The 16,201-nt window shown below is 44.7% G+C and carries 12 protein-coding genes; 6 read left to right on the top strand and 6 right to left on the bottom strand.

The genetic code is table 11. The annotated features are described in order from the left end of the window. Positions 1-51 precede the first annotated feature (51 nt). Entirely contained in the window at positions 52-222 is a 171-nt protein-coding gene (locus HMPREF2794_RS11830; protein WP_002559159.1) for a DUF362 domain-containing protein, read from the bottom strand. A 180-nt stretch (positions 223-402) separates the two neighbouring features. Here HMPREF2794_RS11830 and metA point away from each other — a divergent pair, with 180 nt between their 5' ends. The 5 genes from metA to HMPREF2794_RS11805 all read left to right on the top strand — a co-directional run bounded on the left by metA (position 403) and on the right by HMPREF2794_RS11805 (position 5,989). Continuing rightward, positions 403-1,320, top strand: a complete 918-nt coding sequence (gene metA, locus HMPREF2794_RS11825; RefSeq protein WP_010535426.1) for a homoserine O-acetyltransferase MetA — start codon at positions 403-405, stop codon at positions 1,318-1,320. After that, on the top strand, positions 1,317-3,146 hold the full coding sequence (locus tag HMPREF2794_RS11820) for a peptidase U32 family protein (protein ID WP_070751568.1): 1,830 nt from the start codon (positions 1,317-1,319) through the stop codon (positions 3,144-3,146). The genes metA and HMPREF2794_RS11820 overlap by 4 nt, the downstream gene beginning before the upstream one ends. Then, positions 3,143-4,177 (top strand): zinc ribbon domain-containing protein, encoded by a 1,035-nt coding sequence (locus HMPREF2794_RS11815; RefSeq protein ID WP_070751567.1) that lies wholly within the window; start codon positions 3,143-3,145, stop codon positions 4,175-4,177. The genes HMPREF2794_RS11820 and HMPREF2794_RS11815 overlap by 4 nt, the downstream gene beginning before the upstream one ends. A gap of 44 nt (positions 4,178-4,221) precedes the next feature. Next, complete coding sequence (locus HMPREF2794_RS11810) at positions 4,222-4,716, top strand: GNAT family N-acetyltransferase (protein ID WP_022301477.1); 495 nt, start codon at positions 4,222-4,224, stop codon at positions 4,714-4,716. Between the two features lie 373 nt (positions 4,717-5,089). Next, complete coding sequence (locus HMPREF2794_RS11805) at positions 5,090-5,989, top strand: helix-turn-helix domain-containing protein (protein ID WP_010535422.1); 900 nt, start codon at positions 5,090-5,092, stop codon at positions 5,987-5,989. A gap of 15 nt (positions 5,990-6,004) precedes the next feature. Here the strand turns inward: HMPREF2794_RS11805 and HMPREF2794_RS11800 are convergent, their stop codons facing one another. The 5 genes from HMPREF2794_RS11800 to HMPREF2794_RS11780 all read right to left on the bottom strand — a co-directional run bounded on the left by HMPREF2794_RS11800 (position 6,005) and on the right by HMPREF2794_RS11780 (position 13,328). Then, positions 6,005-8,410, bottom strand: coding sequence for a TonB-dependent receptor (locus tag HMPREF2794_RS11800; RefSeq protein WP_055270486.1), 2,406 nt, complete (start codon positions 8,408-8,410; stop codon positions 6,005-6,007). Between the two features lie 90 nt (positions 8,411-8,500). Further along, the gene (locus HMPREF2794_RS11795; RefSeq protein WP_010535420.1) at positions 8,501-9,103 is read right to left on the bottom strand and encodes a response regulator transcription factor; all 603 of its coding nucleotides are present in this window, start codon (positions 9,101-9,103) and stop codon (positions 8,501-8,503) included. Between the two features lie 18 nt (positions 9,104-9,121). Next, the gene (locus HMPREF2794_RS11790; protein WP_070751566.1) at positions 9,122-10,771 is read right to left on the bottom strand and encodes an NAD(P)/FAD-dependent oxidoreductase; all 1,650 of its coding nucleotides are present in this window, start codon (positions 10,769-10,771) and stop codon (positions 9,122-9,124) included. A gap of 65 nt (positions 10,772-10,836) precedes the next feature. Next, the gene (gene radA / locus HMPREF2794_RS11785) at positions 10,837-12,204 is read right to left on the bottom strand and encodes a DNA repair protein RadA (RefSeq protein WP_010535418.1); all 1,368 of its coding nucleotides are present in this window, start codon (positions 12,202-12,204) and stop codon (positions 10,837-10,839) included. A gap of 86 nt (positions 12,205-12,290) precedes the next feature. Then, the gene (locus HMPREF2794_RS11780; protein ID WP_070751565.1) at positions 12,291-13,328 is read right to left on the bottom strand and encodes an asparaginase; all 1,038 of its coding nucleotides are present in this window, start codon (positions 13,326-13,328) and stop codon (positions 12,291-12,293) included. 401 nt (positions 13,329-13,729) lie between these two features. Here HMPREF2794_RS11780 and thrA point away from each other — a divergent pair, with 401 nt between their 5' ends. Continuing rightward, entirely contained in the window at positions 13,730-16,165 is a 2,436-nt protein-coding gene (thrA, locus tag HMPREF2794_RS11775) for a bifunctional aspartate kinase/homoserine dehydrogenase I (protein WP_070751564.1), read from the top strand. Positions 16,166-16,201 lie beyond the last annotated feature (36 nt).

Raw genomic sequence — 16,201 nt, 5'->3', positions numbered from 1 at the left:
AGGGGATGTGCCTTAGTTTTGACACAGCCCCATACTCTTTTGTAGATTGTATTATTCAGCCGGGTGAATAGCTTCAGACGGGCAAACGTCTGCGCAAGTTCCACAGTCAGTACATACATCCGGGTTGATAGAATAGATATCACCTTCAGAGATAGCTTCTACAGGACACTCGTCAATACAAGTTCCGCAAGCAATACAATCGTCACTAATTACGTAAGCCATTTTTTTAAGATTTAAATTATTAGTACTAATTCGTTCGGCAAAAATAAAGCTTTTATTCATTACTTGGTATGCTTCTTTGATTAAATTGACTTAATTTGTACGTCTTCTAAATAAGCAACCTCCCTGATATATGCTATATTTTTCGTATTTTTGCAGCCAAATTACTAATATATAGCGATTATGCCTTTAAATTTACCCGATAAGCTCCCTGCAATAGAATTATTGAAGGAAGAGAATATTTTCGTAATTGATACTTCGCGTGCTACGCAGCAGGATATTCGTCCGTTGCGGATTGTGATTCTGAACCTGATGCCGTTGAAAATAACAACGGAAACGGATTTGGTGCGGTTGCTCTCCAATACGCCTCTTCAGGTAGAAATCTCGTTTATGAAGATCAAGAGTCATACTTCCAAGAACACGCCGATAGAACATATGCAGACGTTCTACACAGACTTTGAGCAAATGCGTAACGAGAAATACGACGGCATGATCATCACCGGTGCTCCTGTGGAACAGATGGACTTCGAGGAGGTGACTTATTGGGATGAGATTACCGAGATATTTGATTGGGCACGTACGCACGTGACATCTACTTTATATATATGCTGGGCTGCACAGGCCGGGCTGTATCATCATTATGGTGTGCCCAAGTATCCGTTAAATCAGAAAATGTTCGGCATCTTTGAACATCGGGTGCTGCAGCCTTTCCATTCTATCTTCCGTGGGTTCGATGATTGCTTTTATGTGCCGCATAGCCGTCATACGGAAGTACGCAGGGAGGATATCCTGAAAGTTCCCGAACTGACATTACTTTCCGAATCGAAAGATGCGGGCGTTTATATGGCTATGGCACGTGGCGGACGTGAGTTCTTCGTGACCGGACATTCTGAATATTCTCCTTATACCTTGGATACGGAATATCGTCGGGATCTGGGTAAAGGCTTGCCGATAGAAATTCCTCGTAACTATTACGTAGATGATGATCCTGAGAAAGGTCCGCTGGTACGTTGGCGTGCTCACGCTAACCTCTTGTTCTCCAACTGGCTGAACTACTTTGTTTATCAGGAAACACCTTACAACATTAATGATATTGAATGATCAGGCAGCGTAAAATAGAACTTCTCGCTCCGGCGAAGAATCTGGAATGTGGTATCGAGGCTATCAATCATGGAGCAGATGCCGTGTATATCGGTGCACCTAAGTTTGGTGCCCGTGCAGCAGCTGTGAATTCTCTGGAAGATATTGAAGCATTGGTGAAACATGCTCATTTGTATAATGCCCGTATCTATGTCACCGTCAATACGATTCTGAAAGAAGAGGAACTGGAAGAGACGGAAGAGATGATTCATGCCCTGTATGGGATAGGTGTGGATGCTCTGATTGTGCAGGATATGGGAATTACGAAACTGAATCTTCCTCCGATTCCTCTCCATGCCAGTACACAGATGGACAATCGCACACCGGAGAAGGTGAAATTCCTTTGGGAAGCAGGTTTCCGTCAGGTGGTTCTGGCGCGGGAACTGTCGATTCGTGAAATAAAGAAGATACATGAGACCTGTCCCGAAGTTCCGTTGGAAGTATTTGTACATGGTGCGCTTTGTGTAAGCTATAGCGGTCAGTGTTACGTTAGTCAGGCTTGTTTCGGACGCAGTGCGAACCGGGGAGAATGTGCTCAGTTCTGTCGGCTGCCTTTCAGTCTTGTCGATTCGGACGGGAAAGTGATGGTGAAAGACAAGCACTTGCTCTCTCTGAAAGATATGAACCAGAGTGACGAACTGGAACAACTGCTGGATGCCGGCGCATCATCATTCAAGATAGAGGGCCGTCTGAAAGATGTGTCTTATGTGAAGAATGTCACAGCTGCTTATCGTCAGAAGCTGGATGCCATCATTGCCCGCCGACCGGAATATGTGCGTGCCTCTTCCGGTACTTGCTGTTTCGAGTTCAAACCACAGTTGGACAAGAGTTTCAGCCGTGGATTTACTCATTACTTCCTGCATGGACGTAGTGAGGATATCTTTTCGTTCGATACTCCGAAATCGTTGGGAGAGGAAATGGGTACAATGAAAGAAGCACGCGGCAACTTTCTGACTGTTGCCGGACTGAAATCATTTAATAACGGAGACGGTGTCTGCTATATTGACGAACAAGGACGCTTGCAGGGATTCCGGGTCAACCGGGTGGACGGAAACAAGCTCTATCCCCAGGAAATGCCTCGCATCAAACCCCGTACCAAGCTCTACCGCAACTTCGACCAGGAGTTTGAACGTATCCTTTCCCGTAAATCAGCCGAGCGGAAGATAGCTGTGAGCATACTGCTGACAGACAACAACTTCGGTTTCTCTCTGACGCTGACGGATGAAGATGACAACAGCGTTACGCTTGCTCTGCCCCGTGAGAAAGAACTGGCTCGTACTCCGCAGACAGATAACCTGAAGACACAACTTTCTAAATTAGGAAACACGCCCTTCGAAGCGAGAAAGATCGAAGTTTCTTTTTCGGAGAACTGGTTTCTGCCTGCTTCCGTATTGGCGGACTTCCGCCGTCAGGCGATAGAAAAACTGATTGCTGCCCGGCGAATCAATTACCGTCAGGAACTGGCTGTCTGGAAGCCGACTACCCATGCCTTCCCGCAGACTACCCTCACTTATTTAGGAAACGTGATGAATACCCGTGCCGCTTCTTTTTATCGGGAACATGGAGTGCAGCAAGTAGCCGAGGCTTATGAAAAGGAACGGGTAGAAGATGCCGTGCTGATGTTCTGCAAACATTGTTTGCGTTATAGCATGGGCTGGTGCCCTATCCATCAGCGAGTGCGCTCGCCCTATAAGGAGCCTTACTATCTGGTGTCGAATGACGGAAAGCGTTTCCGTCTTGAATTCGATTGCAAGAACTGTCAAATGAAAGTAAAAGCGGCACAATGAAACGATTTCCCGACAGAGATATACGGAATTTTACGGAGTTTCTTTTCGGCAGAGAAAAGCTCCGTACTGCTTTGTGCTGTTCTGTCATGGGGTTGCTGTTGAGTTTGCTGCTTCTTTCGTCCTGTCATTATAGGCGCCCCGATCTTACTTCCGAGGAGTTGTCGGAGAAGACGAAAGACTCTCTGAACTATCTTTATGACCGGCATTATACATGGAATACCAATCTGGAAGTAATCACCGATTCTGTAACGATGGAATGTCTCCCCATAAAGGATACATACATTGCATTGTATAAAGGAGACCGGGTGGTTGTTGCCGAGTTTGCCATCCATCCTGCCGACAGTGTGGACAGTGTCTGGGTGAAGCTGGCACACACACAAGAGGAGCAGGGATGGATACGTGAAGCAGAACTGAAAGAATCGTTTGTACCTACGGACAGCATTTCGCAGGCAATCCATTTTTTCAGCAATACGCATGCTTCTTATTTCATGGTCATCTTCGCGTTGTTTGTCGGAGTCTATCTGTTTCGTGCTTTCCGCCGGAAGCAGTTGCAGTTGGTCTACTTTAATGATATTGACAGTGTCTATCCGTTGTTTCTCTGTCTGCTGATGGCTTTCAGTGCGACGATTTACGAATCCATGCAAGTTTTTGTACCGGATACGTGGGAACATTTCTATTTCAATCCCACTTTATCCCCCTTTAAAGTTCCTTTTATTCTTTCAGTCTTTTTGCTGAGCATCTGGTTGTTTCTGGTTGTCACTTTGGCAGTACTCGATGATCTGTTCCGGCAGTTGACTCCCGCAGCTGCGGTCTTTTATTTGTTGGGGCTGATGTCCAGTTGTATTTTCTGCTATTTCTTCTTTATTCTGATGACGCATATTTATATCGGCTATTTGTTCCTCGCACTCTTTATCTGGGTGTTTGTGAAGAAAGTACACCGGAATATCGGCTATAAATATCGTTGCGGCCATTGCGGGGAGAAGCTGAAAGAAAAAGGTGTTTGCCCCCATTGCGGTGCAATTAATGAATAATTTTCTTTATATCTTGTTTCATTTTCGAATAATACTTCTGAATGATGGAAATCAGACTTACCGAACTGAAAGATCTCCCTTTGGTGATGGAGATTTATGATAATGCCCGTGCTTTCATGCGTGCCAATGGGAATGCAACTCAATGGATTGACGGTTATCCGTCCGAATCATTCATCCGTCAGGAGATAGAAGACGGTCATAGCTTTGTCTGCACGGACGAGCAGGGAGAGATACTTGGGACTTTCTGCTTTATATTGGGCGAAGATCCTACTTATCAGCATATCTACGAAGGTGAATGGCTCAATGATGAACCCTACGGAGTCATTCACCGGATGGCTACCGGCGGCAAAAGGAAAGGTGTATCGGATGCCTGTCTGAACTGGTGCTTTGAACACTCCGGAAATATCCGGGTGGATACACACCGCGATAATAAAGTCATGCAGCACATTCTGGCGAAACACGGCTTTCAGCGTTGCGGCATTATTTATGTAAAAAACGGAACAGAACGTATTGCCTATCAAAGGATACTTGCTCTTTGATAAAGGATGAATCGTCCCTCTATCAAAGCTTGTAGCTTCGAATAATCAGGACATAAGTTGTTTCAAGCAGTTTCAAATGCTTGAAACACTTTGTTTCACCGTACGAAACACTTTGTTTCGTACGGTGAAACATCTTGTTTCAAGGCATGAAACACTTTGTTCCAACGGTTGAAACTGGGATTGGAACTACATGTCTTGATTCATTTCGTCGTACTTCCGTCTTTCCCGGTACTATATGGTCGTACTTCCTCCCGATTAAATATCGGCTCAAGGTCAAAAGGTCTAGCATTTTGGTCAATAGGTCGAATCATACTCGTTTTATGTTTCGGATCGATTACATTTGCTGTCAAATTCTCTAATAATTTAGTAAAATATGGGTCATAATATCTTTTTGCTTGATATTTCTCATCTGACAGAAATGGATATGGTTTCTTTTATAAAAGGGGAGATAGTGTTATCGGATAATATGGAAATCCCTTTCTCCGAACCTTTGGAGCAGTTGCCTCAAAACGATTTTCCTGTTCAGGCGGGAATGTCTATGGTACTGTTTTGTTTGCAAGGAGAGCTGCATGTACGGATTTCTTTGAAAGAATACACGTTGCGTCCGGACATGTTTTGTGTTATAATCACGGGGATGATTTTTGAGGTACTTTCTATAAGTAATGACTTTCGGGGATTTATGATAGCTACCCGGACCAATTTTATGCCTGTCACCGAAAAGACGACTCAGGTAATGTCTTTTTATAAGTGTTTGCAGAGTAGACATTGCTTTGTTTTAGAGGAAAAGGAAGTAATGGCGTTTGTTGGGGTCTATCACTCCATTAAAGCGACTTTGCAGGAGCTGGACCATCCTTACCGGATTCCGATGCTGCAATCTTATGTACAGATATTGTATTATAGAATGCTGCCTATAGTGCTGAAGGAAGAAGAGTCACGGTCAAAGTATTCGCATACACGTCAAGAGGAAATCTTTCAGCGTTTTATTGGTGAAGTGGAAAAACATTACCGGAAGGAACGGAGTGTGAAGTTCTATGCGGACTTGTTGTGTATTTCTCCTAAGTACCTTTCTACTGTCATTTATAAGATCAGTCAGCAACTGGCAGGAGAATGGATCGATGCTTATGTAATACTGGAAGCCAAAACGTTATTAAAATCAGGCAGACTGACTATTCAGCAGATCAGCGAACAGCTGAACTTCTCGAATCAATCTTTCTTCGGGAAGTTCTTTAAGCGCTGTGCTGGTATGTCTCCAAAGGAGTATATCAATAGTTGACTTGGTTATCAGACCTTAGAACCGGCAACGGAGATCTATGCCGAATTGTGCGGGACGTCCTTTCTGCATGAATCCTTTGTTCATCGTCTCAAAGTAGAAGGCTGCATAGTCTTTGTCCAGGAAGTTACGTGCCCAGAAACTGATCATTGCGTCTCCTATTTCCAGGTTTGCACGCCAGTTGAGGGTACCGTAGAAGGCTTGGCTGACATCGTTCTGCTCAGTCCAGTAGATACGTCCGGCTGCGTTATAGTTTGCCTGGAAAACCACCCGGTCAAAGATAGAACGGGGCTTGCAGGTGATGGCGTATTCTCCTCCGATATTTAGTGTGTGCTTGGGGACGAAGGGGACGTATTTGCCGTTATAGTCTGCTTTCACAGTCAGGTTGCCATCTTTATCTTCTTCATTGACAATATAATCGGTAAAGGTGGCATATGTATATCCATAGCTTGCGTTCAGGCTGAGTTCGTTTGTCAGGCTGGCACGGAGAGATGCTTCTGCACCGTAGCTACGGCTTTTACCGGCATTGATCGTGATACGTCCCAGGCCGCTTGCCGCAAATTGAGAGATTTGCTGGTCGCGTGTATCCATGTAGAACACAGCGAGGTCTGCCCAAAGTTTTCCTTCCCATAAGGTGAGGTGACTGCCTAGCTCGTAGTTCCAGGAGTATTCGGGTTTGTATTGGGTAGCTTTACTCACTTGGGGGAGTTCTTTCTTTTGGCTCTCTATTGTTGCTGCCATCGCACTTAGTTTGGGGTCGGCTGCCAATGCCTCAATTGCTGAATTCATTAAGCCTCCCTTTGCCAAATCGGAGAACATCTGTATATTATAACCTCCTGAACGATATCCTTTGGATACGGTTGTGTAAACACTATTTCCTTTTGTCCATTCATATTGTAAGGCAAATTTAGGAAGTAGCTGAAGGTAATCTGTAGATTCTTTCCCTATGAAAGATGCATTTCCTTCCAATCCTTCGCAAGTAAGGAAGGGTTTAGGGGCACCGGGCATTGTGATAGAGAAATCAAAGTTAAGAGGATCGGAAACTGAGTTATAGTCCATCTTTAGCTTTTCATAATCCAGTCTCAAACCAACTGTTGCAGATAGTCCTTTAATAAATAAATTATTAAATGTGGACTGATGGAAGATGGCTCCATTCAAAATTGGTGTATCAAAACTACCTCCTACAGCTAATCCTTGGTTATTGATGTTCATATGCATCTTGGGCGCTCTGGGATTACCGGCTGTGATATTTTCGAATTGCTCATTGGCATTATCTTCTATGACGGATCTGACTCCCTCCTGTCCGAATTGTACAGGTCCTGTAGTATGCAGCCATTGATAAAACCCGGAAACTCCAGTGGCCCATTGCCAATTATTTCCCGGCTTTGATTTGAAAGTGATTTCTTCTGAAATGGTATTTGCTCTTTGTTTTTGTTCCAATGTATAGATGTCTTTTTCTGTGAAATCCTGATCGAGGAACATACGGTCATTCAGGTTCTGATAACCAGTGACAGCGCTGAGAATAAAGTTTCTGGCTTGGTATTCTATATTTATTCCCGAATTAAGTAATCCCCGCCGATAACCGCTGCGCTCGTTATTGGCTATTTTACCAATGTATTCCGGACGTGTCTCTTCTCCTTGAGTGACACCTGTGTATTCATAAGGATAACCGCCCTGGTCACCGTATTCATAGTTTAGTGTCATGTCGATTTTTAGGTTTGATGTTGGCATATAGATACCACGGAAGCGTCCGCCTCCGGCATTACTTTTGTCTACTTTTTCATTATTCCGAGTCATATTTTCGAAGAAACCGCCTGCATGTTCGTAAAATCCTCCGGTAGAGAAAGCGAAGCGATCGGATATGCGGTGATAATGTGTCAATGAAACATTGTAATTATTATAGGTCGCAGCTCCCATTCGGATATCAGTACCTTGATAAGTAAAAGGTGATTTTGTATGTACTTTGATGAGACCTCCCATTGTGTTACGTCCATAGAGAGTACCTTGCGGACCGCGAAGTATGTCAATACGTTCAATATCGGCATAATTGAAGTCGAAAGCTGATTTGTCGATATAAGGGATGTTATCTACGTAGAGTCCCACAGATGGGGTATTGATACGTGAGCCGATTCCGCGAATATAAATAGAAGTAGTCAGCTTCGAACCATAATCCGGAATGAAGAGGTTAGGAACAATACCTGTTAGGTTTTTCACAGATTGTACCTGATTTGCCTGCATGTCTTGTTGTGACAACAGTGTTGTGGCAGTTGGTAACTCGCGTAGTTTACGATTCTCTTTTGGAGCAGCAATCACTACTACTTCTTCGATGTCCACTACTTTTAGAGAATCTTTAGGTAAATCTTCAGCCCATGCTGTCCCTGTTGTTAGGAGTGCGAGGGCAATCATCATATTCTTTGTTTTCATTCGCAGTTAATTTGTCTGGTGCAAAGTAACGGCAAATATATAAGACGGACAATCCTCATTTATTAGGATTATGCCTGATTTTTTAAGAAATCAGATCCGGTCAGCCTCTATGTATCCATTCATTACAGCATAGATAGTCAATCCTGATACCGACTTGATTCCCAGTTTTTCCGTGATATTTTTTCTGTGGGTGATGACAGTAGTCAGACTGATGTTCAACTTGTCAGCAATTTCTTTATTGATCAATCCTTTGGTAATTAATACAAGCACTTCTATTTCGCGGGCAGATAAGATTTCCTGATGTGCTTCCGGCAGGGCAATCGGGGGCATGTCTTTCACTGGATAACCGTTGTGGTGTGCATGTTGATGAAGTTTCAGCAGACTTTTCACAAGCTTTTCTTCTGGCTCATAAATATTGAGTACCGGCACGCCCGACAACTGGAATTGCGGACTGTCACTGGCCAGTACAATTGTTTTTCGTTTTCGGGGAAGGAAGAAGGCATTGTGTTCAACATAGATTTGTGCTGAGATGAAATAATGAGCATACATATCCGGGGTATCATCTATCAGCTCACTGAAACTATGGAAGGTACGAATCGTTGCCATTGGAATAATCTCTTCCAATATACTTTTTAGTCCAAGGCAAGTAAGGGTGTTAGATTCAATAATCGCTATTTCGGGTTTATTATTCATCTTATCACAGAGTTTTTATTATTGATTTATATAATTAGCTGCCGCTTCCGCACATCGTTCGCCATCTACTCCTGCCGAGACAATTCCACCTGCATATCCCGCACCTTCTCCGCAGGGGAATAACCCGCGGACAGTCACATGCTGTAACGTCTCCTTATCTCGTACGATGCGGACAGGTGAGGAAGTGCGAGTCTCTACACCGATCATGACCGCTTCATTTGTAAGGAAGCCATGACTGCTACGCCCGAACTGCTGAAAACCGAGAGCTAACCGTTTACTGATAAACTCCGGCATCCAGAAATGGAGTGGAGAAGAAATCAATCCCGGACTGTATGAAGATTCCGGTAAATCGTAACTTAACTTCTTGCGGGTAAAGTCCAGCATGCGTTGTGCCGGCGCCGTCTGGCGTCTGCCCCCCTGCAACCAGCATTGACGTTCCAACTCCTCCTGAAAGTGAAGGGGAGTAAGTTGAGCATGGAGAGCCGAGAGTTGGGAACTGCTCAGCAATGGGTTAACGGCCAATAGCCGCTCATTCTGTTGCGCAGCCAATTCTCCATTTTCCATTTTCCATTCTCCATTCATTAAGTCTTCCGGCTGAATCTCTACTACCATTCCCGAATTACTCCAGCGGGAACCACGGTTGGAGGGAGACATACCGTTGACTACCACCTGTTCCGGTCCACTGGCGGCAGGGACAATAAAGCCACCGGGACACATGCAGAAACTATATACTCCTCTTCCTTCTGCCTGTGTTACAAAACTGTATTCGGCAGCAGGAAGGTATTTACCCCGTCCATTCTTATTGTGGTATTGTATCTGGTCAATCAGCGTTGCCGGATGTTCCAGCCGGACACCGACAGCGATTCCTTTGGCTTCCATCGTAACGCCATTGGCAGCCAGCCAGCGATATACATCCCTTGCAGAATGTCCGGTTGCCAGTATTACAGGACCGAGAAAGACTTTTCCTGTATTCGTTTCAATACCTTTGATTTCATCGTTTTCAATGATCAGTGCGTCCATTCTGGTCTGGAAATGTACTTCTCCTCCACACCCGATGATTGTATTCCGCATATTTTCAATCACACGCGGAAGCTTATCTGTGCCGATATGAGGATGAGCGTCGGCTAATATTGAAGTAGAAGCTCCGTGCTGGCAGAATACATTCAGTATCTTGTCTACATTTCCTCTTTTTTTGCTGCGGGTATAAAGTTTACCATCCGAATACGCTCCTGCACCTCCTTCACCAAAGCTATAGTTCGATTCCGGGTCTACGGTATGCTCTCTGCTGATCTGCGCCAGATCTTTCTTTCGTTCGCGCACATCTTTTCCCCGCTCCACAATGACCGGACGTAATCCGAGTTCGATGAGGCGTAAAGCAGCGAATAATCCGCCCGGACCCGCACCGACTACGATAATCTGAGGTTTGCCCTCTACATTATTATATATAGTATGTTCGTATTCATCTTCTTTGGGCATCTCATTGATATATACCCGCACCTTTAAATTGACGAAGATAGTCCGCTGGCGTGCATCAATACTTCGTTTCAGTATTCGGGTAGCGTTGATATTGCGCAGATTGATACCTTTTTCTTTCGAAATGTATTCTTTCAGTCGCTGTTCGTTTGCTGCGATTTCAGGGAGGATGCGGAGTTGGTATTCTTGTGTCATTAGTCTACTGTTTGATGTGTACCTGTTAGTTTGTGAACGGGCAACAGCTGGTTGCCCATCCGGACTTATCCGAAGAGTGCTCTGAATGCTTCTTCTACCTTTCTGACAGGTACTAATTCTATTTTTAGTTTTTGGGTATCAATCCCTTGCAGATTGTATTTAGGAAGCAGGAATCGTTTGAATCCTAACTTTTCCGCTTCTCCGATGCGTTGCTCTATTCGGTTTACGGGGCGTATCTCTCCCGACAGCCCTATTTCTCCCGCCATACAAACTTCCGGTTCGATAGCGGCATCCATATTGGAAGATAGGATTGCGCTGATCACTGCCAGGTCGATAGCGGGATCGTTCACTTTCAATCCTCCGGCAATATTCAGAAATACATCTTTCTGTGCGAGCTTGAATCCGACACGCTTTTCAAGAACAGCCAGCAGCATATTCATTCTTCGTATATCGAATCCGGTTGCCGACCGTTGGGGATTTCCATAAACGGCGGAACTTACCAGTGCCTGTGTCTCGATCAGGAACGGGCGTACCCCTTCGATAGCCGAAGCAATAGCTACTCCGCTCATGCCTTCATGATCCTGACTTAACAGCAGTTCCGAAGGATTGCTGACTTGGCGTAACCCGTCCTGACGCATTTCGTAAATGCCCAGTTCGGCGGTACTTCCGAAACGGTTTTTGATGCTTCGCAAAATGCGGTACATATAATGCTGATCTCCTTCAAATTGGAGAACGGTATCTACAATATGCTCCAACACTTTTGGACCTGCAATGCTGCCTTCCTTGTTAATATGCCCGATGAGCAGGACCGGTGTATGTGTTTCCTTTGCGAAACGGAGAATCGATGCCGAACATTCTCTTACCTGGGCAATACTTCCGGGAGAGGATTCTATGTTTTCAGTGGAAATAGTCTGTATGGAGTCGATGATAACTAAATCAGGATTTGTGTTCTTGATATGAACATAGATATGTTCAAGTGAAGTTTCGCATACGATGAAGCAGTCGCTGGAAACATCAGAAAGACGGTCGGCACGCAGTTTCAGCTGTCGTGCGCTTTCTTCACCGGATACATAGAGAATCTTCTTGTCCGGCATACGCAATACGGTCTGCATGACGAGTGTCGATTTTCCGATTCCCGGTTCGCCACCGATCAAAACCAGGGAGCCGGGGACAAGTCCTCCGCCCAATACACGATTCAGTTCTTCATCATGCATATTGATACGTGGTTCATCATCCGCTTCTATCTCACTAAGGATTATTGGTTTTGCTTTCTGCGTTTCGATGCCCGATACCGGTCGGCGGTTGGTCGGTTCTTTCCGTACGATCTCTTCTACATACGTATTCCATTCTCCGCACGACGGGCACTTGCCCACCCACTTCGGTGAATCCTGCCCACAGTTACTGCATACATATACGGTCTTTTCTTTTGCCATTGAGATTCCTTTCTTCTTGTAGGGTACAAAAATAGGGATAATTTATTAGAAATAAGTTATCCCTGCCTAATAGAAATAGATGAAGCTTACAGAGTGATCTCTCCCGCTATCGACCGGTTCATGTGATCGCGGACTTCATCCGGTGTATATCCGTGTCCTAATAAGAACATCAGTTTGGTTACAGCTGATTCTGTTGTACTGTCATATCCGGAGACGACTCCTGCCTGCAACAGCTGGTATCCCGTTTCGTAACGTTCCATTTCCACCATTCCGGCGTTGCACTGGGTTACATTTACAATCACAATCCCTTGTGCGCTGGCTTGGCAGAGCCTGCGGATAAACCACTCTTTACGTGGTGCATTGCCGGAGCCATATGTTTCGAGTACGACGGCCTTTAAACCTTTCGTTCCTAAAATCGTGGCTATCACGTTCTCCTGAATACCGGGAAATAGTTTAAGTACGGCTATATTCGTATCCAATAAATAATGTGGCATTAATTTCTGCCTGCTCTTATTAACATGGATATGTACATTATTGTATTTAATGTGAATACCCGCTTCTGCCAGTACCGGATAGTTGAATGAACGGAATGCGTTGAAGTTTTCCGCATTCATTTTCGTCGTCCGATTCCCCCGCATCAGATGATTCTCGAAGAAGATACAGACTTCCGGAACCACTGCTTTCCCGTCTTTATCTTGTGCAGCGGCAATTTCGATACTTGTCATCAGATTTTCCTTTCCATCCGTGCGGAGTACCCCTATCGGAAGCTGAGATCCTGTGAGGATGACCGGTTTATCCAGTCCTTCCAGCATAAAGCTCAGGGCCGAGGCAGTATAAGCCATCGTATCCGTGCCATGCAGGATAACGAATCCATGATAGCGGTCGTAGTTCTCATGAATGATGCGTACCAGCTTTCTCCACATATCAGGTTCCATGTCCGAAGAGTCCATTGGTGGATCAAACTGATAAGTGTCAATCGGGAAGTTGAATTTTTGCAATTCGGGGACATGTCTCTGGAGTTGCTCGAAGTTGAAGCTCTCCAATGCGCCTGTTGCGGTGTTTTCAATCATTCCAATTGTTCCACCGGTATATATTAACAATACGGAAGTATTTAACGGGGTCATATGCTGGTTTTATGCTGTTGTTTTTGCAAATATAATAATATAAACGATATATAGATAGCAAAATGTCATAAAAGTGCAGGGCTTTTATCGGCTGGGAAAGAGACGCGATGTTCTTTTTATCAGAAAAAAACCGAAAAAAGTGATAGATTGAACGTTTTTATTATTACTTTTGCGACACTTATCAAAAACAATGGTAGAAACAGAGACTATGATGAAGTACTATCCACATACAGTCACATCCATGTGTACCATGACCCTTTGGGGTTAATGGATAGTATTTGTGTATCTACGTGATTCACGCCTGTGTAAGTAGGCAAAACTCAATTTTAATTTTTTTCGTAAACAACCAATCACCCTGTAATAACTATACTCGAGGGGATTGTATTTAAATATGTATCTTCATGAAAGTAATGAAATTCGGCGGAACATCCGTAGGTTCCGTGAACAGCATTTTAAGTGTAAAGAGAATTGTAGAGTCGGCCGGCGAGCCGGTAATTGTAGTTGTTTCCGCATTGGGAGGCATCACTGACAAACTGATTAATACATCGAAGATGGCGGCAGCCGGAGATTCGGCTTACGAAGGTGAGTTCCGTGAAATTGTCTATCGTCATGTAGAGATGATTAAGGAAGTGATTCCTGCCGGAGCCGGGCAAGTGGCATTGCAGCGTCAGATTGGCGAATTGCTGAATGAGTTGAAGGATATTTTCCAGGGTATTTACCTGATCAGAGACCTTTCTCCGAAAACATCGGATACCATTGTCAGCTATGGCGAGCGTCTTTCTTCCATCATCGTAGCTGAACTGATTGATGGGGCAAAATGGTTTGATTCACGTACTTTTATCAAGACTGAAAAGAAACATAACAAACATACGATCGATGCGGACCTGACTAATCAGTTAGTAAAAGAGACTTTCCATTCCATTCCGAAAGTATCGTTGGTGCCCGGATTTATTTCTTCGGATAAGGTGTCGGGAGATGTAACTAACCTTGGTCGTGGTGGTTCGGATTATACAGCTGCCATTATTGCCGCAGCGCTCGATGCTAACAGTCTGGAGATATGGACGGATGTGGACGGCTTCATGACTGCTGATCCGCGTGTGATTTCAACTGCTTATACTATTTCCGAACTGAGCTATGTAGAAGCAACCGAACTTTGCAACTTTGGTGCGAAAGTGGTTTATCCGCCGACGATCTATCCGGTATGTCATAAGAATATTCCTATTATTATAAAGAATACATTCAATCCCGACGGAGTAGGAACTGTTATTAAACAAGAAACTTCCAATCCGCAGAGCAAGGCTATTAAAGGTATTTCTTCTATCAACGATACGAGTCTGATCACGGTTCAGGGTCTGGGTATGGTTGGTGTGATCGGCGTAAACTATCGCATCTTCAAGGCCTTGGCAAAGAATGGAATCAGTGTGTTCCTCGTTTCGCAGGCTTCATCCGAAAACAGTACTTCTATCGGTGTCCGTAACGCTGATGCCGATCTGGCTTGTGAAGTGCTGAACGAGGAATTTGCGAAAGAGATCGAGATGGGAGAGATTTCTCCGATCCTTGCAGAGAGAAATCTGGCTACGGTTGCTATCGTTGGCGAGAATATGAAGCATACACCGGGTATTGCAGGTAAGCTTTTCGGTACGCTGGGACGTAATGGTATCAATGTTATCGCTTGTGCGCAGGGAGCTTCGGAAACCAACATTTCTTTTGTTGTCGATTCCAAATCGTTGCGTAAATCTCTGAACGTTATCCATGACTCCTTCTTCCTGTCCGAATATCAGGTATTGAACCTCTTTATCTGTGGTATTGGTACGGTTGGCGGTAGCCTGGTAGAGCAGATCCGCTGCCAGCAGCAGAAACTGATGGTGGAGAACGGACTGAAATTGCATGTCGTAGGTATCATCGATGCAGCGAAAGCAATGTTCAGCCGTGAGGGATTTGACCTGGCTAATTTCCGTGAAGAACTGCAAGTGAAAGGTAAGGACAGCAATCTGCAGACCATCCGTGACGAAATAGTCGGAATGAATATCTTCAATTCCGTATTCGTCGATTGTACGGCAAGTCCTGACATTGCATCGCTTTACAAAGACCTTCTGCAACACAATGTTTCCGTAGTGGCAGCCAATAAGATCGCGGCATCTTCGGCTTACGAAAACTATCGCGAACTGAAAACGATTGCCCGTCAACGTGGTGTGAAATACCTGTTTGAGACAAACGTAGGTGCGGGACTTCCGATTATCAACACCATCAATGACCTGATTCATAGTGGTGACAAGATACTGAAGATTGAAGCGGTACTTTCGGGTACATTGAACTATATCTTTAATAAGATCAGCGCTGATATTCCTTTCAGCCGCACCATCAAGATGGCACAGGAAGAACGCTATTCCGAACCGGACCCGCGTATCGACCTGAGTGGAAAAGACGTGATCCGTAAACTGGTGATTCTGGCGCGTGAAGCCGGATACCGCATCGAACAGGAAGACGTGGAAAAGAATCTCTTCGTTCCGAACGACTTCTTCGAAGGTGCGTTGGATGACTTCTGGAAACGGGTGCCGAGTCTCGATGCAGACTTTGAAGCCCGTCGTCAGGTATTGGAGAAAGAACATAAGCATTGGCGTTTTGTAGCCAAACTGGAAGACGGAAAAGCTTCTGTCGGACTTCAGGAAGTGGGTGCCAACCATCCTTTCTACGGACTGGAAGGCAGCAACAACATCATCTTGCTGACTACGGAACGCTATAAAGAATATCCGATGATGATTCAAGGATACGGCGCCGGTGCCGGAGTAACGGCTGCCGGAGTATTCGCTGACATTATGAGTATCGCCAACGTTTAATTTAAATGAAGAACTAAAAATGAAGAATTACTATGC

This window comes from Bacteroides sp. HMSC067B03, from assembly GCF_001811315.1.
Classification (GTDB): Bacteria; Bacteroidota; Bacteroidia; order Bacteroidales; family Bacteroidaceae; genus Bacteroides; species Bacteroides faecis.
This window is presented reverse-complemented; position numbering and strand designations above follow the sequence as displayed.